The organism is Paenibacillus sp. NPDC093718, assembly GCF_050279985.1.
In the GTDB taxonomy this organism is placed as follows: Bacteria; Bacillota; Bacilli; order Paenibacillales; family Paenibacillaceae; genus Paenibacillus_AQ.
Genome location: NZ_JBNNUS010000006.1, coordinates 372,086 through 395,355 on the forward strand (window position 1 = coordinate 372,086; position 23,270 = coordinate 395,355).

At 49.8% G+C, this 23,270-nt stretch carries 18 protein-coding genes; all 18 read left to right on the forward strand.

Going from position 1 to position 23,270, the window contains the following annotated elements; translation table 11 throughout:
* The first annotated feature begins 148 nt into the window (after positions 1-148).
* On the forward strand, positions 149-2,395 hold the full coding sequence (gene pflB / locus ACQKPA_RS20045; RefSeq protein WP_427494271.1) for a formate C-acetyltransferase: 2,247 nt from the start codon (positions 149-151) through the stop codon (positions 2,393-2,395).
* A gap of 43 nt (positions 2,396-2,438) precedes the next feature.
* Positions 2,439-3,179, forward strand: coding sequence for a pyruvate formate-lyase-activating protein (gene pflA, locus ACQKPA_RS20050; protein ID WP_427494272.1), 741 nt, complete (start codon positions 2,439-2,441; stop codon positions 3,177-3,179).
* 209 nt (positions 3,180-3,388) lie between these two features.
* Positions 3,389-4,747, forward strand: a complete 1,359-nt coding sequence (locus ACQKPA_RS20055; RefSeq protein ID WP_427494273.1) for an ABC transporter substrate-binding protein — start codon at positions 3,389-3,391, stop codon at positions 4,745-4,747.
* A 91-nt stretch (positions 4,748-4,838) separates the two neighbouring features.
* Positions 4,839-5,723 carry a carbohydrate ABC transporter permease gene (locus ACQKPA_RS20060; RefSeq protein ID WP_427494274.1) on the forward strand — a complete coding sequence of 295 codons (885 nt, stop codon included), beginning with the start codon at positions 4,839-4,841 and terminating at the stop codon, positions 5,721-5,723.
* Positions 5,723-6,550 carry a carbohydrate ABC transporter permease gene (locus tag ACQKPA_RS20065; RefSeq protein ID WP_427494275.1) on the forward strand — a complete coding sequence of 276 codons (828 nt, stop codon included), beginning with the start codon at positions 5,723-5,725 and terminating at the stop codon, positions 6,548-6,550. The genes ACQKPA_RS20060 and ACQKPA_RS20065 overlap by 1 nt, the downstream gene beginning before the upstream one ends.
* A 22-nt stretch (positions 6,551-6,572) precedes the next feature.
* Positions 6,573-8,429, forward strand: coding sequence for a cache domain-containing sensor histidine kinase (locus ACQKPA_RS20070; RefSeq protein WP_427494372.1), 1,857 nt, complete (start codon positions 6,573-6,575; stop codon positions 8,427-8,429).
* Positions 8,407-9,192: a response regulator transcription factor gene (locus ACQKPA_RS20075; RefSeq protein WP_427494276.1), complete on the forward strand. Its 786-nt coding sequence runs from the start codon at positions 8,407-8,409 to the stop codon at positions 9,190-9,192. The genes ACQKPA_RS20070 and ACQKPA_RS20075 overlap by 23 nt, the downstream gene beginning before the upstream one ends.
* Before the next feature lie 99 nt (positions 9,193-9,291).
* The gene (gene nagZ / locus ACQKPA_RS20080) at positions 9,292-10,932 is read left to right on the forward strand and encodes a beta-N-acetylhexosaminidase (protein ID WP_427494374.1); all 1,641 of its coding nucleotides are present in this window, start codon (positions 9,292-9,294) and stop codon (positions 10,930-10,932) included.
* Positions 10,933-11,087: 155 nt separating this feature from the next.
* A complete protein-coding gene (locus ACQKPA_RS20085; protein ID WP_427494277.1) occupies positions 11,088-13,817 on the forward strand; it encodes a stalk domain-containing protein in 2,730 nt (909 codons plus the stop codon).
* A 230-nt stretch (positions 13,818-14,047) separates the two neighbouring features.
* Positions 14,048-14,518 carry a Fur family transcriptional regulator gene (locus ACQKPA_RS20090; RefSeq protein WP_427494278.1) on the forward strand — a complete coding sequence of 157 codons (471 nt, stop codon included), beginning with the start codon at positions 14,048-14,050 and terminating at the stop codon, positions 14,516-14,518.
* Positions 14,515-14,772 carry a membrane protein insertion efficiency factor YidD gene (yidD, locus tag ACQKPA_RS20095; RefSeq protein ID WP_076320856.1) on the forward strand — a complete coding sequence of 86 codons (258 nt, stop codon included), beginning with the start codon at positions 14,515-14,517 and terminating at the stop codon, positions 14,770-14,772. The genes ACQKPA_RS20090 and yidD overlap by 4 nt, the downstream gene beginning before the upstream one ends.
* A 473-nt stretch (positions 14,773-15,245) precedes the next feature.
* A complete protein-coding gene (gene metG, locus ACQKPA_RS20100; RefSeq protein WP_427494279.1) occupies positions 15,246-17,234 on the forward strand; it encodes a methionine--tRNA ligase in 1,989 nt (662 codons plus the stop codon).
* 210 nt (positions 17,235-17,444) lie between these two features.
* Complete coding sequence (locus tag ACQKPA_RS20105) at positions 17,445-18,539, forward strand: metal ABC transporter solute-binding protein, Zn/Mn family (RefSeq protein ID WP_427494280.1); 1,095 nt, start codon at positions 17,445-17,447, stop codon at positions 18,537-18,539.
* A 101-nt stretch (positions 18,540-18,640) separates the two neighbouring features.
* Positions 18,641-19,390 (forward strand): metal ABC transporter ATP-binding protein, encoded by a 750-nt coding sequence (locus tag ACQKPA_RS20110; RefSeq protein WP_071223831.1) that lies wholly within the window; start codon positions 18,641-18,643, stop codon positions 19,388-19,390.
* Positions 19,391-19,435: 45 nt separating this feature from the next.
* On the forward strand, positions 19,436-20,242 hold the full coding sequence (locus tag ACQKPA_RS20115; protein WP_100536222.1) for a metal ABC transporter permease: 807 nt from the start codon (positions 19,436-19,438) through the stop codon (positions 20,240-20,242).
* Positions 20,243-20,259: 17 nt separating this feature from the next.
* Positions 20,260-20,973 carry a cytochrome c biogenesis CcdA family protein gene (locus tag ACQKPA_RS20120; protein WP_009591263.1) on the forward strand — a complete coding sequence of 238 codons (714 nt, stop codon included), beginning with the start codon at positions 20,260-20,262 and terminating at the stop codon, positions 20,971-20,973.
* 151 nt (positions 20,974-21,124) lie between these two features.
* Complete coding sequence (mntR, locus tag ACQKPA_RS20125; RefSeq protein ID WP_009591262.1) at positions 21,125-21,550, forward strand: transcriptional regulator MntR; 426 nt, start codon at positions 21,125-21,127, stop codon at positions 21,548-21,550.
* 116 nt (positions 21,551-21,666) lie between these two features.
* Complete coding sequence (locus ACQKPA_RS20130; RefSeq protein ID WP_427494281.1) at positions 21,667-23,226, forward strand: family 10 glycosylhydrolase; 1,560 nt, start codon at positions 21,667-21,669, stop codon at positions 23,224-23,226.
* Positions 23,227-23,270: the final 44 nt, after the last annotated feature.

The following is a 23,270-nucleotide window of genomic DNA, read 5'->3' on the forward strand; positions in this document are numbered from 1 at the left end:
TCAGATCTTTGATATAGAAGCTTGAAGGCACAAGGCGGGGTAGTGTCACCTTTGATCGTGAAAATAATCACATTTAAAGATCTGAGATAGATCAAGGTGTGGCCCCGTCTGTCCTTGCAAGCCCCAGCAAATCTAGGAGGGATTCAATATGTCGGTGATTGAAAGAGAAGCAGGCTGGAAAGGTTTTAAATCAGGTAAATGGACCAAGCGAATTGACGTTAATGATTTTATTGCAGAGAATATTACTCCCTATTATGGCTCTGATGAATTTTTGGCAGGACCCACGGATAACACCAAAGCACTGTGGGATATCGTATCGGATTTAACCAAGAAGGAACGTGAGAACGGCGGGGTTCTGGATGTGGATGTCCATACACCTTCAACCATCACCTCCCATCAACCTGGCTATTTGGATAAGGATAAAGAACAGATTGTCGGCGTTCAGACCGATGAGCCGTTCAAGCGCTCGATTCAACCTTTTGGCGGGATCCGGATGATGATTGATGCGTGCAACGCATACGGCTTTGAAATGCCGCAGGCGGTTGTGGACATCTTTAACGGCATACGCAAAACGCATAACCAGGGCGTGTTTGATGCCTATACTCCTGAGATGAGAGCAGCGCGCAAGGCCGGGATTATTACGGGACTTCCCGATGCTTACGGCCGTGGACGTATCATCGGTGACTATCGCAGAGTATCGTTATACGGCGTGGATGCGCTGATTCAGGACAAATTGAGAGAACTCGCCGAGCTTGAAGTGGATGCCATGGATGAGCCGATCATCCGTTTGCGGGAAGAATTGTCTGAACAAATGCGGGCGCTCAAGGAACTGAAGGAAATGGCGGCTATGCATGGTTATGACATTTCCAAACCTGCGAATACGGCGAAGGAAGCATTCCAGTGGCTGTATTTCGGTTATTTGGCCGCGATCAAGGAGCAAAACGGCGCTGCCATGTCGCTTGGCCGGGTATCTTCTTTCCTTGATATTTATATTCAACGGGATCTGACTGAAGGCAAACTGACGGAAGAAACAGCCCAGGAATTGGTCGACCACTTCGTAATGAAACTTCGGATCGTGAAATTCCTGCGTACGCCGGATTATAACGAGCTGTTCAGCGGAGATCCAACGTGGGTGACGGAATCCATCGGCGGCATGTCGGTAAACGGTGAAACGAGAGTGACCAAGAACAGCTTCCGTTTCCTGCACACCCTGTACAATTTGGGACCTGCGCCGGAACCGAACTTGACGGTGCTGTGGTCGGAGAAGCTTCCGGAGGCCTTCAAAAAATACTGTTCGAAGGTATCGATCGAAACCAGCTCGATCCAATATGAGAACGATGATCTTATGCGTCCGATCTACGGGGATGACTACGGCATCGCCTGCTGTGTATCCGCGATGCGGATCGGAAAGCAGATGCAGTTCTTCGGAGCCAGAGCAAACCTCGCCAAAGCGCTGCTGTATGCAATCAACGGTGGTAAGGATGAGAAATCCGGCGCCCAGGTTGGACCGGAATATCCGGCCATCACCGCGGAAGTTCTAAGTTATGATGAGGTCATGAAGCGCTTCAAGCCGATGATGGAATGGCTCGCCAAGCTCTACATGAATACCCTCAACGTGATTCACTACATGCATGACAAATACAGCTACGAGCGGATTGAAATGGCGCTTCACGACCGGGATATCCTGCGCACGATGGCATGCGGCATCGCTGGCCTGTCCGTAGCAGCGGATTCACTGAGCGCGATTAAATACGCAAAGGTGAAACCGGTACGCAATGAGCAAGGAATTGCGGTGGATTTTGAAATCGAGGGCGAGTTCCCTTGCTACGGCAACAACGATGATCGCGTGGATAGCATCGCCGTTGAGCTGGTCGAGGTCTTCATGAGCATGATTCGCAAGCACAAGGCTTACCGTGATGCCATGCCAACCCAATCGGTCCTCACGATTACGTCGAACGTGGTATACGGCAAGAAGACAGGAACCACGCCGGATGGACGTAAGGCAGGCGAGCCGTTTGCACCAGGCGCGAATCCCATGCACGGACGCGATAAGAAGGGAGCTCTCGCTTCGCTGATCTCCGTGGCCAAGCTGCCATATGAGGACAGTCTCGACGGCATCTCGAATACGTTCTCGATCGTGCCAAAAGCACTTGGCAAAGAAAGTGATATCCGTGTGAACAACCTGGTTTCGATGCTGGACGGTTACTTTGGCAGCAAGGCGCACCATCTGAACGTCAACGTATTTGACCGGGAGCAGCTGATGGATGCGATGGAGCATCCGGAGAATTATCCGCAGTTAACGATCCGGGTATCCGGTTATGCGGTCAACTTCGTCAAACTGACGCGCGAACAGCAGCTTGATGTCATCAACCGTACGTTCCACGGATCGATGTAAGGATCGAAGACTACCATAGCGGATACAGAAAGGATGACGCACCATGCTAAAAGGTCATGTACACTCCATAGAAACGTTCGGAACGGTGGACGGTCCGGGTATCCGCTTTGTGCTCTTCATGCAGGGCTGTCTCTTGAAGTGTCAATACTGCCATAATCCGGATACCTGGGGACTGCATGAAGGACGCGAGATGACGGTGGAGGACGTGTTGGCTGAGATTGAACCTTATCTGAGCTACTACCGATCATCGGGCGGCGGGTTAACCGTCTCCGGCGGTGAGCCGACATTGCAGTATCCTTTTGTCACGGAGCTGTTCAAGGAAGTGAAGCGACGCTGGAATTTGCATACGACGCTGGACAGCAACGGCTATAATGAACCGGAGAAAATATCGGAATTGCTGGAGCATACCGACTTGGTGCTGCTGGATCTGAAGCATATCAACGACGAGAAGCATATCAAGCTCACCGGGAAGTCCAATGAACGGACGTTGAAGACCGCCCGCTGGCTGTCCGAACATGGTCGGAGCATGTGGGTCCGGCACGTATATGTGCCAGGCATCCATGACAGCGAAGAAGACTTGATTGAGCTAGGTCAATTTATTCGGACGCTGCACGGCGTCGAGAAATTCGAAATCTTGCCATATCATCAGATGGGCGTGTATAAATGGAAGGAGCTCGGTATGGCTTATCCATTAGAGGGCGTTCCTTCACCATCCGAAGAGGAAGTGGCGCGCGCTTACCAGTTGATTGGCGAAATACCCGAGAACATAGAGACTGTCCAGTAATGATTTCAGCTGCATAATACTAAACATAATATGTTATGATTAATAACAATAACCTTTCCTATTAATGGAAGGGTTATTGTTTTTTGTAGAGGATTTTATCCCTTGGATAGAAAAATGTCGACCTATCGGAATATGCAATCGCTTTCTATAATGAAGATGTAAGGAAAGTGCCTATCAAATATACAAACACTTCGGGAGGGTCAAAGACAATGAAGAAAAAGGGTCTGGCATTATTAATGTCGCTTCTGTTCGTCTCATCCACGCTTTTGTCTGCGTGCGGCGGCGGTGACAAGGCAGCAGAGAAGCCGTCAGGTGGTTCGGAAGGAACGGCAAGCAACGAGCCGTTTGAAATCACCATCCGCCATACGCAAGTAGGTGAATCCAAGAAATTTCGTCTCGCATTGCTGAATGATGTGGTCAATAAGACCGAAGAGGCGGTGCCCGGACTGAAAATCAAGCTGGACGCTGTAGACTCTGAAGTGAACCGTAAAGAGAAGCTGAGAGGCGAGATGGCAGCCGGTAAGCCGCCGGAAGTGTTCGATGTGTTCGGCAGCCCCGATGCAGGCGTATATTCCAAAGAAGGCTTGATGCTCGATTTGACTCCGATTTTGGATGAACTGGGCATTAAAGAAAAATTTACTACGCTAGACCCGTTCACACATGATGGCAAGATCTACGGATTGCCGATTGGCGGTTCCATTGAAGGTATTTTCTATAACAAGGACTACTTCACGCAAAAAGGCCTGAGCGTACCAAAAACTTTGGCTGAATTAGAGCAAATTGCCGAAACCATCAAAGCCGACGGCAAGATTCCGTTTGCGCAATCCTCCAAGGATGCTTGGATTCCGCTCATGACCACGAATAACTTGTGGAGCTATTACGCGGGGCCAGAGGTTACTTACGGCTTTAAGACAGGAGAAACGAAATGGACGGATCCGAAAGTCGTTGAAGGTGTGAAGAAGCACCAAGAGTGGGTTGAAAAAGGATACTTCAAAAAAGGCGAGCTCGGTTTCGAGTATGCGGATATGAGAAACCAAATGATTACCGGCGAAGCCATCATGATGATGGACGGATCGTGGGCGAACTCCGTATTTAGAGATCCGGCCCAAGCGGGTGACATGGTAGGTAAGGTCGGATACTTCAACTTGCCTCCGGTTAATGAGGGCGACCCTGTCATTGTCATGCAGGATGCAAACAACGGATATGGATTCTCGGCAGCGGTTGCAGAAGATCCTCGTAAACTTCAAGCGGTTAAAGAATTCATCAAAAATATGTGGACAGATGAAATGCAGCTTCGCGGATTGAAAGAAGACGGTGTACTGCCAGCGATGAAGATGGATCTGGCCACAATGAACTCCACTTCGGACGATCCGCTTATGCAAGACATTTTCAAAGGCGTAAGTGAGATCAACAAGTCCTTCCCTGCCTTTGATGCACTTGTTCAAGCAGACGTGAACACCGCACTGAGCATGGGAATTCAGCAGGTCATCGGCGGCGAGCTTGATGCCGAGAAGATGCTCGAGAATGTGCAGGCAGCGCAAGAAGCGGCCAATGCTTCAGAGGAATAACCAAAATTCTAGACGAAAGGGCACCACCCGCTGCGGTACATGGGGGTGCCCTTTCGCCTAAACAACATCAGACATAAATACGGAGGTTACCATGAACAAAGCGCTGAGAAATCCTCTGATTTACATCGTTTTTGTGCTGCCGGCATTCTTGCTGTTTCTGGCTTTTTTCATATACCCGATCTTTACTGCGTTTGACAACAGCTTTACGAGCTGGAACGGCATCTCCAAAGATGTGAAGTACATTGGGTTCGATAACTATGTGACCGCCTTGAATGACGATGCTTTTTGGAAGGCGGTCAGGAACAACGTTTATTTCATTCTCTTTTCCTGTTTGATCCAGGTTCCGACAATCGTATTCTTCTCCCTGTTAATCGCAAACGTGAAGCGTTTGAAGGGGCTTTATAAAACGGCGGTTTTTGCTCCATCCATCATGTCGACGGCCGTCATCGGCATTTTATGGGGATTCATTTACAACCCGGACTTTGGTTTGATGAATGAGATTTTAGGGCTGGTTGGCATTGAGCCCATCTACTGGTTATCGGATCGAAAATGGGCCATGATTGCCATCCTGATCACGAACGCGTGGCAATGGACCGGCTTTTACATCGTGATGGTGCTTGCCGCAATTTTATCCATACCCAAAGAGCTTGATGAGGCTGCGGCAATTGATGGAGCGACAGGCGTCCAAAGAGCAACCAAAATCACGCTTCCATTAATTATGCCAATTATCTCTGTTGTGATCATGCTGTCGATCGCGGGAGCCATGAAAGCGGCGGACATTATTCTGGTTATGACTAAGGGAGGGCCGGCCGGCTCAACCGACGTTATGGCAACATATATGATTCGATATGCGATTACGAGCTTCAAGCATGGCTTTGGCAATTCAATCGCCGTGCTGATCTTCCTCTTTACGATTATTGTAACGGTGCTCTACCAGGTGCTGGTCGCAAGACGCAACGAAAGGATTGAATACTGATGAGAGCAATAAAGAAACTGATCCCACACATTTTTCTGATGGCATACTTGCTCGTCATACTGTACCCATTCCTGTTCGTCCTGTTCTCTTCCGTGAAGGTAGATAACCAGTCCATTGCAACGAACCCTTTTGGTTTGCCTAACACGCTGGTATTTGATAACTATGTGAACGCATGGGTGAGCGCCAAGATTAGCACGTATTTCTGGAACAGCTTATATATCGGCGTGCTGTCAGCTTGCTTGTCGATTCTGTTTGCAGCGATGCTGGCCTTTGCCGTGACGCGGATGAGATACAACCGGATCAGCGCCATCGTCTTTCAATGTATTTTGATAGGCATGCTGATTCCGAATAACTCTCTCATGCTGCCGATATACGGCATGATGAGGCAGTTGGATATTTTGAATACGCATTTGGCTCTGATTCTGCCGTATGTTGCCAATGCCATCCCGTTCTCGGTTATTATACTGGCTGCCTTTATGCGCTCGCTGCCCGGTGAAATCGAGGAGGCTGCGGTTATTGATGGATTGAGGTCCGGAGGGTTGTTTGCTAGAATTATCTTACCTCTGACCGTTCCGGCCATCGTTACCGTATTTATCATCAATTTCCTGGGTAACTGGAACGAATTCTTGCTTGCTAACTACTTCCTGTCGAATGATGAACTGAGAACGCTGCCTGTCGGAATGGTCGGATTCAGGGACGCCTACAATATGAACTACGCACAAATGTCTGCGGGTATCATATTCAGCGTGCTGCCGGTCCTTATCATTTATGCCGTGCTGCAAGAGAAGATCATTGAAGGCGTCACTGCAGGAAGCGTCAAGGGGTAATCCTAGGAGCAGGAGCATGCGTATGAATTTGCGGAACAAACTATTCACGGCCTTTTTGGGGCTCATTATTATTCCGTTATTTGTGCTGGGCCTATTTACATTCTTTATTACCTACAATTCGATAGAGGAAAAGTACAGCCAGCAGGCCGAATATTCGCTCAAAGCGATCAGCTACAGCATTCTGAGCGTGTTTAAAGAGATGGAGTACGTCACGGATAACGGGATCGCCACCTCCGTCTTCGCTATGGCGCTGAACGCCAAGGATCCCGATGCGCAGAACCTGATTAAGGAATCCAATGCGGACCAGCTGAAATTGAACGACAGACAGCGGAGCTTTCGGAATCTTTTATATAATCATCCAGCGATCAGCTATGCGTTTTTATATCATTTTAATAAAGAGTCATCACCGATACCTATATTCAGTAAAGAAGATTTCAGGACGCTGCCTTATGAAGAATTTAAGAATAGTCCTTTATATGAAGAGGTGGTTCAGCTTAACGGCATTCCCAAATGGCTGGCTCCGCACGAATTTCCGGAATTGACGGGGGCGGAGCCGGTATTCACACAGATCAGGCTGATTAAGGATGTCACGACACTCCGCAAACTGGGGATTCTTGTCGTCCAGATCAAAAGGTGGGAGTTTGAAGAGATTTTCCGTCATCTGACACTGCCTAACAATCTGCAGAACACATCGTTTATGTTGGTCAACAATGAAGGCTTCATTTTATTTGATCCCAATAACGATATGGATGGCCAAAATATTAGTCAATATATGAAGCATGACGTTGAATTTAAGCAAGGCTACCAAAGTTTTAAAGCCAAGTTTAACGGCAAGGAGAATATAGTATCCATCTATCATCTGAATGATTACGGCTGGAATCTCGTCTCGGTGACCAGCTGGGACTCGCTATCACAGGAGGTGACCTCCTTTGCCAAGTGGTTCTTCGTCATTATGGGACTCTGTCTGGTTACTGCGATTGTGTTCAACCGTCTGTTCATGAATCGGATTACCGGGACGATTGCTGTCATCGTACGGTTTATGCGCCGCGTGGAAGATGGGGATTTGAATGCGAGAGTTGAAGAGAAGGGAGAGGATGAGCTGCTGCTGCTGTCGAAAGGGTTCAACAATTTAATGAACCGGATCAACAATCTGTTTGCGCAGATCAAAAAGGAGCAGAGGCAGAAGACCGACGCGGAGATGCGTGTGCTGCAAGCGCAGATCAAACCGCACTTCCTCTTTAACACTTTGGAATCGATCAACGTTCTCGCTGTACAGAATGAAGGACGCAAGGTCAGCGAAATGGTTTACCGGCTTGCCAGCATCTTGCGGATCAGTATACAGGAGAAGGAAGAAATTACGCTGGATGAAGAAATCAGGCACTTGCAGAGCTACCTTGAAATCCAGAAGTTTCGGTTCGAGGACCTGTTCGAATACGAGATTGACGTGCCGAAAGAGCTTATGCACAGCCGCATCTTAAAGCTGACGCTGCAGCCGCTGGTTGAGAACAGCATACAGCATGGCTTTGAAGGCATTTCTTATACAGGATGGATACGCATCTCTGCTTGGAAGGAACTCGGTAATGTCATAATTCGGGTAGAGGATAACGGACTCGGCATGACCTCTGAGCAGTTGTCCATGTTTGAATATATGGTGTCCGAGGATAACGGATCCGAACAGACGACGATGCAGAATCTCAAAGTGAACCAGGAACGACGGGGACTTGGACTGCGGAGCGTGGCTGACCGGCTTCGTATTCAGTACGGGGATTATTACGGTCTGTTCATATGCTCAAGCCGCCCCGGCGGCACCGTTATACAATGCGTCATACCCAATTATGACAGGGGGGAAGGGCAGCATGTTGAAGGCATTATTAGTTGATGATGAGGCTCCCATCCTGAACAATCTCAGCAAGGTTCTGCCTTGGGAAGAGATGGGCATGAAGGTTGTCGGACTTGCCCGAAGCGGGATGGAAGCACTTGAAGTAGCGGACCAGTATAATCCGGATCTGATTCTGTGCGATATCCGGATGCCCGTCATGGACGGCCTGACCTTTATTACGAAGATTCGGGAGAAAGGAAGCCGGGCGGAAATCTTTTTGTTAACAGGATATCAGGAGTTTGAATATGCCAGGGAAGCGATTAAGCTGGGCGTCAAGGATTATATCAGCAAGCCGATTCATTACGGTGAGCTTGAGATGAAGATTCGGGAGATCGGGGAGGAGATCCGCAAGAAGAGGGCGAAAGAGAAGTATTACAGTACCGTTTCGCTAATCGATGAGGCTCCGAATCCTGAAGCCGCTAAGAAAACGCCGGAACAATTGGTAACGTCTGCTCTGGAGTATATCAATACCCATATGGGACAGGATTTGGGGATTGAGGAGCTTTCAGAGCATTTAGGGATCAGCTCCAGTTACTTCTGTTTATTGTTCAAGAACCATGTCGGACTTACCTTCGTGGAGTACTTGACGAGACAGCGGATGGAGGCGGCCAAATTCCTGTTAGTGAACAGCGACAAGAACATCGCGCAGATCGGCTCCTTTGTCGGTTATCATGAGCGGCGGTATTTTACCAAGGTATTTCAAAAGGCTACCGGTATGACGCCATCCGAATTCCGGGAAATGTCCGGGGAGGCAACGGTATAGGTTTTGATAGGGCCCATGCAGGCTGCTACAGTCATCATTAGATCAATCCCGCTTGGCTTGCAAAGTCCTTTAAATGGATAGAAAGTAGGTATGAAATCAATGAAATGGACGGCAGCAGATTTATCGTTAGAACAAAAGGTAGGACAAATGTTTATATGCGGCTTCAACGCCTTAACGCCGAATGAGCACGCCAAAATACTGATCGAACAATATCAGGTTGGGGGCATCTGCTATTTTCGCCGGAACGTGAAAACGCTGCCTCAGCTTGCCGAACTGTCAGAGTCCTTGCAGCAGCTCGCATCGGCCCGTCAAAAGTTCCCGCTTCTGATCTCAATAAATCAGGAGGGCGGTATGGTCGCCCGGATTGATTATGAAGGCATCAGCCGCATTCCGGGAAATATGGCGCTTGGAGCAGCGGGCAGCGCAGAGGATTCGTACAGGGTAGCCCAAATCGGGGCGCGCGAATTGCGTTCACTCGGCGTGAACATGAATTTCGCTCCTTGCCTCGACGTGAACAACAATCCTCGTAATCCGGTCATCGGCGTGCGTTCCTTCGGCGAGGATCCCCAAGCTGTTGCCGCGCTTGGGACTGCGGCCATTAAGGGATATCAGGAAGAAGGCGTGTCCGCTACGGCCAAGCACTTCCCGGGTCATGGCGATACCAGCGTCGATTCACATCTCGGGCGGGCTTCTGTACCGCATGATCTGGAACGGCTTCGCAACGTGGAATTGTATCCGTTCGCGCAAGCGATCCGGAACGGTGTGGACGCCATCATGACGGCTCACGTCAGTTTCCCGGCCATAGAGTCGAGTGATCTGCCGGCAACGCTTTCTCATGCCGTGTTAACGGGGTTGCTGAGGGAAGAGATGGGGTTTGAAGGACTGATCATAACGGACTGCCTCGAGATGCATGCGATCTCCAAAGAGTACGGCATTCCGGAGGGCGCGATTCGCGCGATCGAAGCGGGTGCGGACTGCGTACTGGTCAGCCACAATTTATCCGAGCAGACGGCGGCGATTACGGCCGTCATTGAGGCTGTCCGCAGCGGAAGGCTTTCAGAGGATCTGATCGATACGTCTGTAGAGCGGATATTGGCGCTTAAGCAGCGTAATGCGAAACTCGCAGAGACGCTACCGGTCTATCCGATTGGCGAGGTGGCGGAAGAGACCAAACAATGGCTGGCTCAAATCGCAGGCAGAGGCATCACGCTGGTGAAAGACGAAGGGCAGCTGCCTCTTAAGCCGGAGCAAGCCGTCGCTGTGATCTGGCCTGAACTGCTTCAGGCAACCCAGGTGGATGAAGCATGGAGCAAAAGCTACACCTTAGGGGATGCCTTGAGAAGTTACGGGGTTCAGGCAGACGATCTGCGTGTCGGAACGGATATGTCCGATGAAGAGGTAGAGCAAGCCGTTAAGGCAGCTGAAGGATATAAACAGATTGTAGTCGCTACGTACACCTCGGAGAGCCGTCTTCCCGCCGGCCAGCAGAAGCTGGTGAACAAGCTGGCTGAACTTGAGGATGTGGCCCTTGTTATCGTCGCTACCCGTAATCCTTATGATATCAATGATCTTCCCCCGGTTCCGACGTATGTGTGCAGCTACGAGAATACACCTTTTTATATGAATGCAGCCGCGGGTGTCTTGATAGGACAGGTTACGCCAGAGGGTAGGCTCCCGGTGGGGATCAGCGAGGCTTATCCGCTAGGCTGGAGATGTAATGAGGACTATGTCAATAATTAAATAAAGGTTGCTGGAACCGGAGTCTTCCTACCTAGGAATGCTCCGGTTTTCCTATTTTCCAGCCATTTCTGAGCAACTTTTCGGGAAAGTCCGCGTCTAATAGTATGTCCAATAGAGGCAGACAGACTATACTGAGTGTTTTAAAGGAGTAGAGAATGAATTTCAAGAGAATCTCGATGATTACAGTCCTTGCCGCGGCCCAGGTATCCATGGCATTTCCCGCGGCAGCTGAATCACCGGATATTACAGCTCCGGCGCTAAATAGCCAATCAGCGCTGCAGTCCCCGGTGGAAGGACAAAGCCAGCAGAGTGGAGAACAACAGACGGACTTGCAGCAAGCGGAGGAAACATCGGCAACGCCAAAGGAAACACCTTCTGATTCAGTTGAAGGCACGATTAGCGATCCGAATGCCGAACCTTCTGCATCAAATGAACAGCAGGAGGACACGCAAAACGATCCTTCCGATAATGAGGTATCAGAGAACGAAGAGGGCAGCCCATCCGGAGACAAGCCCGAAGTCAGCACTTCCGAGTTTTCTGCGAATGAACTTGTGCTGATGATGAACAGCAATGTGATGTACCATAACGGCAAGAAATACAAAGCGGGACAGCCGATGGCTGTGAAGCAAGGGGTATCCTATGTCGCCATTCGCGCCATGGTTGAACGTGCAGGACTGAAGCTGTCTTACGATAACAAAACGAAGGAAACCATCATCCTTAAGGATGGCAATGAACTTCGGTTTACGACAGGAAGCAGCCATTATAAAGTCAACGGACAGGTTCGTCCGATGAAAGGCCCTGCCTACCAGAGCAGCAATGTGTTTATGGTTCCGTTAACCGCGATCACGCAAGCGCTTGATATTCCATACCAGGTGAACCAATCCGAGAAGAAGGTTATTCTTGATTTATCCGGTATGGGCAGCAACGATAACGGCGAACAGCCAAGCGGAAACAACGGCGGGGGAACTGGCAGCGAGGTTCCGAATATACCGAACCTGGGTCCGAATGACCTCATCCTGATGATGAACAGCAACAAGATGTATCAGAACGGGAAAGCGTATACGGCAGGTCAGCCAATGGCAGTCAAGAACGGCGTATCCTATGTTGCCATTCGCTCCCTTGTCGATCGTGTCGGCCTGAAGCTGACTTATGACGGAAAGACAAAGGAAACGATTATTATCCGCGGTAACGATGAGCTTCGTTTTAAGACGAACAGCAGCGTATACACGGTGAACGGGGTCAGAAAATCAATGAAGGGACCGGCATACCAGTCCAACAATACGTTCATGGTCCCGCTGACCAGCATTACGCAGGCGCTGGACATTAGTTATCGGGTGGACCAGCCGAACAAACGGGTTATCCTTAGCCTGAGCTCCAAGCCGGTAGCTTCCTTCACGGTGCAGCCTGGTGAGATCCTTGCCGGACAAACAACGGTAACGTATAAGACGAATGCCTATTCGCCGACGGGCCTGGCTATTGTTGACGAGCATTGGGAAGGCCGGGAAGAGATTTTTGACGAACCTGGCGTGCACACGGTTTCCTACTCGGTACAGGATTCCAGCGGGGAGTGGAGCGACCCGTATATATTGAGCATTCAAGTATCCGCACCGAACACGCCGCCTGTTGCCATGTTCGAAACAGACAAACAGGAATATAAGATCGGCGAGAAAATAACGTACATCAATATGAGTTATGACAACGATCCTGGCGATGAACTTACGTATAAGTGGGAGAACAACGATCAGGCCTTTTTTACGGCAGGAACGCATAAAGTGCTGCTGATTGTTACCGATAAACATGGAGCAACCAGCTCATACGAGAAGATCATCAATGTTACGAGTGAAGTGTTGTATACGCGCGATCAATTCAATCAATTATTTACGGGCATCGGTGACAAATATACCTTTGACGGAGCAGCTGTTCCGACATGGAAACTGATGCCAATTACGAGAAGCTCCGAACCGTATCTGTTGATTCGCAGCAACTCTCCGGAAACCGTCTATCAAGAGGGGATTGTCTACCGTGAGGTCGGCAATGCCAGCACGAGATTCATGATTCACCACTTGAACGCTACCGGGAAGAATATGAAGATGTATGTCGTCGCCACCAACATCAACACGATGACGGCGCGACTGACCACCGAGTATACCGGTTTGGGCGGTCCGATCAATATCCCGACAGCCACGGGTAAAGCGGCTGTCCAGCGTTACCTCGAGTCCATGCAGTCAGCGGATGCATTCAAGACGATCTCGCTCGCCCCTGGGGAAAGCCGGATCATTTTGCAAGACTTGAGTTCGCAAACCTTGAAGAATCAGCAGGTGCTCTCCATGTTTGCTGATCTCTATTCCGACTCGCCGATCCGATATGATGTCATCATGATTGATGAAGCCAAGGATCCGATTCAAAAGCTGCCTTACCTGAAGCTTCATCCGAGCGATGGCGTTCATAACCGGGGAACGTATCCGGACTCGACACGGATCATTGAATCCTATGACTTGGTTGGCAACACGCCTACCCGTCTCGCGCTCGGTGACAAGACAAACGATCCGAATCTGGAAGGGTATGACGGCATAAACGGTTCATATCAATCCAATGCCGGGAACTTCGGTGTACTGTACAAAATCAAGCTGCACCGCGTAGCACCCAATACGCTGATCACGCTGAATCCGCGCGGAGGCAAGTACATGGGTGCGATGATGGTGAACGGAAATATCATTCAGACGCCGAATACAAGCGGAGGCGCTGTATCTGCGCCGAATGAAGCTGCCGTTCTCTATCGTACGGGGAATTACGAGCAGACCGTGGAAATCCTGTTTACGGCGGCGCCGGGAAGCAGTCTGCCAATCAACATTCTGCTCCAGCCGCTTCCGCAATTGAAGAACTAATCCATTCATCATTTATAGCAATGGGACAGCCTGCTTAGCCAGAACATGGTTAGGGCTGTCCTTTTTGTTGGTTCTTGCCGAGGGACCTTGTCATATCCCAGACATTTGTCTTCCACAGGCGAAGTACCTTGCAGGCGTTTAGCCTATACACAACCGCTTTCATTGACGCTGTCTTATTTTTCAGGCATTATAAGAAGAGAGTATCTTCAAGTAGAGGAGGTTACCTCCGTATGCTTACGACGGAACAGATCATCGACGCCATGTCGGAACATGGGCTGCGCATTACTGATCAGCGCAAGACACTTGCCAAATTGTTTGGGGAACATCCTGGATATTTGACGGCCAAGGATGTATACGAATATATGGGCCGGAAATACAGCGGTTTGAGCTTTGATACGGTCTATCGGAATCTTCGGGTATTGTACGAGCTTGGCGTATTGGAGCAGGTTGTGTTCGAGGAAGGCATCAAGTTTCGAGGACGCTGCAGCGAAGAACATCACCATCATCACATGATCTGCCTGCAGTGCCAGAAGACGTACCCGATTACGTTTTGCCCGATGCAGCTGACCGATGCGCCGGATGATTTCCAGGTGGTTCAGCATAAATTCGAAGTGTTCGGCTACTGCCGGGACTGCGGCAAGGACAGTGCGGATAATGAAACTTCACCAGCCAGTGCAGGAAAGCGGGATAGCCGGGCATGAGCACAGCGCGCAGGGTGGTGAAGGTGCCGATACACTTCTATCGGAAATTCATCTCTCCGTTGAAACCGGCGACTTGCCGATTCTATCCAACCTGCTCGGCCTATGCTCTTGAAGCGATTGAGGTGCACGGCGCGCTCAAGGGCTCCTGGCTGGCGGCCAAGCGAATAGCAAGATGCCATCCGTTTCATCCAGGCGGCATTGATATGGTTCCGCCGCGCAAGGATAAGGTGTCGTCTTCATTGACAGAGAAATAGCGTTTTTTGGGGTATCCTAATGGATACGGAACGGAATGCATCCTGTCTTTTTGGTCATGGCCATTCGACGGTTCGCGGCTAACCTTGACACGCCGCAGCCCGTTTGATTAAAATGTAAGAAATTATAGGTATATCCGAGGAAGAGATAAGTACGGAAAGCTTGCCTTGAACAGAGAGCCGGAGCAGCTGGAAACCGGTCTTGGCTAATTTCGGAAAATGGTCTTGGAGGATCCGCTTTTGAGCGCTGCAGTCCGGGTAATAAGGCTGCCGTAAAGGAGCGGCGTGAGCCAGCGTTAATGGACGGCCGGATGACGGCAGATGAGCCTGTTACCCGTAAGGGGACAGGGAATTTGGGTGGTAACACGTGAGAACAACTCTCGTCCCATGGGGACGGGGGTTTTTTGCTGTTTACTGCTGTTTTCATAAAGATTGCCTGATACAAACAATCCATTTCACGGTAAAGGAAGGTTACAATGGCAGACAAAAAGACGTTTTATATTACAACGCCAATCTATTATCCAAGCGATAAGCTGCATATCGGCCACGCTTATACTACGGTGGCCGGCGACGCGATGGCCCGCTACAAACGGCTTCGCGGATACGATGTTCGTTATTTGACGGGGACCGATGAGCACGGACAGAAGATTGAACGCAAAGCGGCGGAGGCTGGAAAAACCCCGCAGCAGTTCGTCGACGACATCGTGGCCGGCATCAAGGACCTGTGGAAGAAGCTGGACATATCGAACGAAGATTTCATTCGAACCACGGAGCAGCGCCACACCACGGTTGTGCAGGAGGTATTTGAACGTCTGCTGAAGCAGGATGACATTTACAAGGGTGAATACGAAGGATGGTACTGCACGCCTTGTGAGTCATTCTTCCTGGAGCGCCAGCTTGTCAACGGCAACTGTCCGGACTGTGGGCGACCTGTTGAGCTTGTGAAGGAAGAGAGCTACTTCTTCCGCATGAGCAAATATGTGGACCGCCTGCTCCAGTATTACGAGGAGAATCCGGATTTCATTCAGCCGGTATCCCGCAAGAATGAGATGATCAACAACTTCATTAAGCCGGGTCTTGAGGATCTGGCTGTGTCCCGTACGACCTATGAGTGGGGCGTGAAAGTGAAGAGCGATCCGAAACATGTGATCTATGTGTGGATTGACGCCCTTCTGAACTATATAACGGCACTTGGTTACGGTACAGAGGACACCAGCCTGTATGACAAATACTGGCCGGCCGACGTACACCTGATGAGTAAGGAGATCGTCCGTTTCCATACGATCTATTGGCCGATCATTCTGATGGCGCTCGATGTTCCGCTTCCGAAAAAGGTGTTTGCCCATGGCTGGCTGCTGATGAAGGACGGGAAAATGTCCAAGTCCAAGGGGAATGTGGTCGATCCGGTTACGATGATTGACCGGTATGGTCTTGATGCGCTTCGTTATTACCTGCTGCGTGAAGTTCCATTCGGAGCGGATGGCACCTTTACGCCGGAAAGCTTCGTGGAACGGGTGAACTCCGACCTGGCCAATGACTTGGGTAACTTGTTGAACCGTACCGTGGCCATGGTGGATAAATATTTTGACGGGGTAGTTCCGGCTTTCTCCGCAGGCGTAACGCCGTTTGATGCAGCAATCGAGGAAGCGGCTAAGTCGGTTTATGAGAAAGTCGAAACCGCTATGGAGAATATGGAATTTTCGGTTGCGTTGACGGCCATCAGCCAGTTTGTCAGCCGCAGCAACAAATATATCGATGAGACCCAGCCTTGGACACTGGCCAAAGACGAGAACAAACGGAATGAGCTGGCATCCGTCATGAGTCACTTGGTGGAAACGCTCCGCGTAGCATCAATCCTGCTGCAGCCGTTCCTGACCCGTACGCCGAAGAAAATGTGGGATCAGCTTGGCCTGGCGGAAGGCGAATGGACAACATGGGAGAGCGGACGCCAATTCGGAGCCATACCGGCTGGAACGAAGCTTCAAAAAGGCGAGCCGATATTCCCACGACTGGACACAGAGCAGGAAGTGGCATACATCGCCGAGGCGATGACAGGCGGTACGAAGGCCGCCCAGGAAGGGCCTTCGACCTCGGCAGCAGCTTCGTCCGCCGAGAGCACGGAGGAGCCTGTGGAGCTTAAAGAGGAAATCGGCATTGAGGATTTTGCCAAGGTAGAGCTGCGCGTAGCGCAGGTGATCGCTGCCGGGCCGGTCAAGAAAGCGGACAAACTCCTTAAGCTGCAGCTCGATCTCGGATTTGAGCAGCGGCAAGTGGTATCCGGCATTGCGAAGTTTTACACACCGGAGGAATTGGTTGGACGCAAAGTGATTTGCGTAACGAACCTGAAACCGGTGAAGCTTAGAGGCGAAATGTCGCAAGGCATGATTCTGGCCGCCTCCCACGGCGACCAGCTGACGCTTGCAACCGTACCGGACGGCATGCCTAACGGCGCAGTTGTCAAATAAAATGCTCCGCATTGAATTAAGTCGCGATAGACGGTGTACCCTGTTAAAGGGTACGCCGTTATTTTTTCTTTTAATACGGGGTATATAACATCTCTATTGAAAATTAATAGTAATTTTTACGATTTGGTTGACAATTAGGTTTGCCTGCTCTTATAATCTTGTTAGTAAAGATTACGATTAATTGAACGGAGCGGATATGGGGAGATGAACATGAACAAGAGAAAGAGAGAGAACAAACTTACCGGTTGGACCTGGAGTGTGACCTCTATCTTACTGGCGGTACTCATCCTGTCGGGGTGCGGAAGTAAATCCGGCGGCGGCATTGTAGAGGGCAAGGTAAACGTCATTACGACCTTTTATCCAATATATGAATTTACGAAGGAGATTGGCGGGGATGACGCCAATGTCGTAAATCTTCTGCCAACGGGCGTGGAGCCGCATGATTGGACACCGCGCAGCCAGGATATCGTGAATACTTCCAAGGCCCAGCTGTTTCTCTATAACGGTGCCGGGCTGGAAGGCTGGGTACCCGGATTTTTGAAGGGACTTGATAAAGACACGCAAGTCAAGCCGGTTGAAGTCAGTCACGGGATCCAGCTGATCGATGCCGTGGGAGACGATGGTCATGGACACGGGGAAGCAGCTCATGAAGAGGAGCACGACCACGGTCATGAGGAAGGCGCCGCAGCAGAGCACGATCACAGCCACGAGGAAGGCGCGGAGGAAGGCCATGCAGGCCATGAACACGAAGAAGAGCCCGCCGAGACTAGCACAGACACACATCATACGGATCCGCATACATGGGTAAGCCCGAAATCGGCACTGGTCATGGCAGAGAATATCAAGAATAGTCTTGTCGAGGTGGATCCTGAGCATAAGGACGGTTATGAACAGCGCTTTGAAGCCCTTAAAGAGAAGCTGGTCAAACTGGATAATGATTTCACAAGCGAGTTGTCCAAAATGCCGAAGAAAGACATTGTCGTATCCCATCAAGCGTTTGGTTATCTATGCCGGGATTACGGCTTGACGCAGCATGCGATTATGGGACTCTCGCCGGACGCGGAGCCTAGGGCGCAGGATATTGTGAACCTCACCAAGACGGTGAAAGAGAAGGAAGTTAAATATATTTTCTTCGAAGAGCTCGTATCGGATAAACTTGCCAAAACGCTGGCAAATGAAGCGGGCGTGGAAACCTTGGTATTGAATCCGGTGGAGGGACTGACTAAGGAGCAGGCGAGCGGCGGCGAGAATTATTTCACGCTGATGGAGAAAAATTTGCAAAATCTAACGAAGGCTTTACAATAAGGAAGATGGGGGAGCATATCCCCCTCTTCTTTCGTGTTATGAATGTTTATAATGTTCATATATTTAGATAGAAAGACTACAGAGAGAAAGGCGGCCTGGTTATGGAGCCGGCAGCACAGGATTGCCACCAACCTATTGTACAAATCAAGGATGTATCCTTTCATTACCGCGAGCAACAGGTGATCAAGGATCTCAATTTCACCATAAAAGAGCGGGACTTCGTAGGTATTGTCGGGTCGAATGGGGCAGGCAAAACGACGCTGCTCCGCATGATCGTTGGATTGCTGCCTGCCGCCGAAGGGTCTATCGAACTTTTCGGTCAGCCGATCCGCAAGTTTCAGGACTGGGAGCGAATCGGGTACGTTCCGCAGAAAAATTCGTTTAATCCGCTGTTCCCGGCCACAGTGCGTGAAGTCGTTATGTCCGGGCTATATAATCGGAAGAAAATGTTTCGCCGTTTGAACCGCCTGGACCACCAGAAATGTGAGGACGCTCTGGAAGTGATGCGCATTCAGGATATTGCCGATAAGCGGATCGGGGCACTGTCCGGGGGACAGCAGCAGCGCGTGTTTCTCGCTCGGGCGCTCATCAATCGTCCGGATCTGCTCATACTGGACGAGCCTACGATCGGCATTGATGCCGAGACCCAGGCCGGATTCTTTGAACTGATTACCCATATGCATGCCCATCATCACATGACGTTTTTGATGGTCACCCATGACTTGGACATGGTCAAAGACTACCTGGGAGAATCGCCGGTATCGCAGAACGGAAAAATTCAGTTTTTTGTAAGGCATTCTCATGAAATCGAAAACTGCGCGGAAGTGGATCTGCAGCATTCGCTCGTATAATGTATAGAAACAAACTTTTTGAAGCAGGAGAAGGGGACGTTATCATTGCTTGATATTTTGTTTAGCGATTTTTTTCAGCGGGCGCTGATCGGAGGGGTTCTGATCGGTATAACAGCCCCGCTTATCGGGATATTCCTCGTGCTGCGCAGGCTGTCCATGATCGGCGATACGTTGTCACACGTCACGATTGCGGGTGTGGCGCTAGGCTTTCTGATCGAAGTTTATCCGCTTGCCGCAGGACTTGTGTTCGCGGTGCTGGCCTCGTTTGCGATTGAGAAGCTGCGAAAGGCATATAAAAGTTATGCCGAGCTGTCAATCGCCATTATTATGTCTGGCGGCGTTGCGCTTGCTTCGCTGTTTTTCACCCTGGGAATGGGCTATAATACGGATGTTATGAGTTATTTGTTCGGCAGCATCTATACGCTGGATTCCACGGATATTTATATGGTGGGCGGTGTAACCGTCGTTGTCATTGCGGTTGTGGTGATGTTCTTCAAGGAGTTCTTCCTTCTCAGCTTCGAGGAGGACGCGGCCAGTGTCAGCGGCCTGCCTGTCAAAATGATGAACATGATCATTACGGTACTGACAGCGCTTGTCGTAAGCACCGCCATCAAAATTGTGGGCGCGCTTCTGGTATCCGCATTGTTGGTGATTCCGGTAGCAATCAGTTTACTGCTGGCAAGAAGCTTCCGAAGCTCTATCGTATTATCGGTCATCATCTCCGAAATTGCCGTTATCGGGGGATTGATGCTTGCGGGCGTATTTAATCTGGCACCCGGTGCGACCATCGTGCTGCTGCTGATCAGCCTGCTTATCATTACGCTTGTCGGCAAAAAGGGCTTTACGACATAAGGGGGTTCTGAAATAAAATGGCTGATATTAATATCGGCATCGCGTTTGCTGCCGGTTTTGCTTCTTTTATATCTCCATGCTGTTTACCGCTGTACCCGTCCTACTTATCGATTATTACAGGCATGTCGGTTAATGACTTGAAGAACGAACAGAACCGCAAGGAGGTCCGATTCCGGACCATGACGCATACACTTGCGTTCATCCTTGGGTTTTCTGCTGTTTATTACACCCTCGGTTGGGGGGCAGGCCTATTCGGGGAGTTCTTCACGGAATATCAAGACTTGATCCGTCAGCTGTCTGCGCTGCTGATTATCGTGATGGGACTTATGCTCATTGGCATTTTCCAGCCCAAGTTTTTAATGAAGGACCGGAAATTCAATTTTAAATCCAAACCGACCGGATACATAGGAACATTTCTGTTTGGCATCGGGTTTGCTGCAGGCTGGTCGCCATGCGTCGGCCCGATTTTAACGGCCATCATCGCGCTGGCAGCTTCCGATCCGGGAACCTGGTTCCCGCTGATTACCTCGTACTCCCTGGGGTTTGCAGTGCCATTTTTCATCCTGGCTTTTTTCATCGGCTCGACCCGCTGGATTCTCAAGTATTCAAGCACGCTGATGAAGGTCGGCGGCGTCTTGATGATATTGATGGGGGTTCTGCTCTTTACAGATCAAATGTACAAAATTACGATTTGGCTGCAAGGCATTACGCCGGAGTGGCTTAAATTCTAAAATTGAGCGGAAGACTGGTTCAATCATAAGTCATTATTGACATAGGATTGGGCCAGGACTTGCCAACCGGTCTCCAAAACATGTATCATTACTAGTGCAGGTAAAACAGTGTTTTGCACGGGTTATGTAATTATAGAAAAGAGGGAATAAGATGCCGACACCTAGCATGGAGGATTATTTGGAGCGCATCTACAAGTTGATCGACGAAAAAGGATATGCGCGCGTTTCGGATATTGCCGAAGGCTTGGAGGTTCACCCCTCATCCGTCACGAAGATGATTCAAAAGCTGGACAAAGACGAATATTTGATCTATGAAAAATATCGCGGTTTGGTTTTGACCAGCAAAGGTAAAAAAATGGGCAAACGGCTCATGGAACGTCATCATTTGCTTGAGGAATTCCTTGAGATGATAGGTGTACAGGATGAAAATATTTATAGGGATGTTGAGGGAATCGAGCATCATTTAAGCTGGGATTCCATTACGAGAATTGAGACGCTTGTGGAGTATTTCAAGCGCGATGAGAATCGACTTCAGGATTTGCGTGACGTTCATAACGAATTAGTCAACGAATCGTAATGTGGCATCTGTCCGCTTGTGACAGATGCTTTTTTAAACTGAACCGTCATATTTCTAGTGTTATATTAATAAGTTAGATTACCTGCAAATTTCATATTTTCGGAGGATTAATAGAAATGAAGCTTCGTAGATGGTTGTTGGTGCTGATCATGTTACTATTGTGTCTCCCGTCGGTGGTCCCAACTGCGCAAGCGAAGGCAGCTCCTATCAGTATTCAGTTGGACGGTGTAACCTTAAACAGTGACGTATCTCCTTACATATTGCCGAAGGTTAATGTAACCATGGTTCCTACGCGGATTATCAGTGAAGGCCTGGGCGCTTCGGTAGCTTGGAATCAGAAGTTAAAGACAGTAACGATCGGGCTGGACGGCTCGAGTCTGCAATTGACATCCGGCAGCAAAACCGCGCTTGTGAACGGCTCATCCGTAGCACTGGATGCATCGGTTGAACTTAAGAACGGCCGGGTTATGGTTCCGCTGCGGTTTATCAGCGAGAATCTGGGTGTGCTGGTTGAATGGAACCAAGCGGCACAGCGTATCTCGCTGACCACAGGCACGGACGTTGTTCCTCCACCACCGGTATCCACGGGGGATGAAGTCAGAGGGGCCTGGATATCCACGGTGTTCAATCTGGATTGGCCGAAAACAAAGACCAGTGCAGAACAGCAAAAGGCATCTTATATCGCCTTGCTGGATTCGCTCCAGGAAGTTGGCATCAATACGGTGTACGTGCAGGTACGTCCGGCTGGCGATGCATTGTATCCATCCACTATGGTGCCATGGTCCAAGGTGCTGACAGGCATTCAAGGAGCAGATCCGGGGTATGATCCGGTAGCTTTCATGGTTGAGGAAACGCATAAACGGAATATGGAGTTCCACGCATGGTTTAATCCTTTCCGGGCAAACACCGATATTTTGACAGCATCGCTCGATCCATCCCACGTTGCGCTCAGTCACCCGGATTGGATCGTGAACACCGGCAAGCAGTTGTACATCAATCCAGGGATCCCGGAAGCTCGTCAGCATATTATCGATACCATTATGGAGGTCGTTAACGGATACGATATTGACGGTATTCACCTGGATGATTACTTCTACCCATCCAATACGGTCTTCAAAGATGATGCGGCATACCGCCAATACAATCAAGGTGCTTACGCAAACCTTGCAGATTGGCGTCGCGGAAACATCGATGCCTTTGTGCAATCGCTCGGTGAGAGCATTCACCGTGTGAAACCCGACGTTGAGTACGGAATCAGTCCTTTCGGCGTATGGCGTAACCAGTCCGTGGATAAGACGGGATCGGATACGAAAGCCGGCGTGACGGCTTATGACAGCATGTATGCTGATGTACGGGCCTGGATTCAGAACGGCTGGATCGATTACGTGGCTCCGCAAATCTATTGGAGCATGAGTAATCCGGCCGCCGACTACGATAAGCTGGTGGACTGGTGGGCCAGTGAAGTACAAGGAACCGGCGTAGATCTCTTGATCGGTCATGCCCCCTACAAACTGGGAACCAGCGAAATCGGTTGGCAGAGCGCATCGGAGATCATCAATCAATTGAAGTACAATCAGAATTATGCCGAGGTTAAAGGCAGCATTTTCTTTAGAGCAGAGAATATTTTAAGCAATCCGTTAGGCATTAAAGATCAATTGCAATCATATTATAGATAAATCGGCACGTCCCATAGGTATGAAACATCCCCCGCGCTCATACA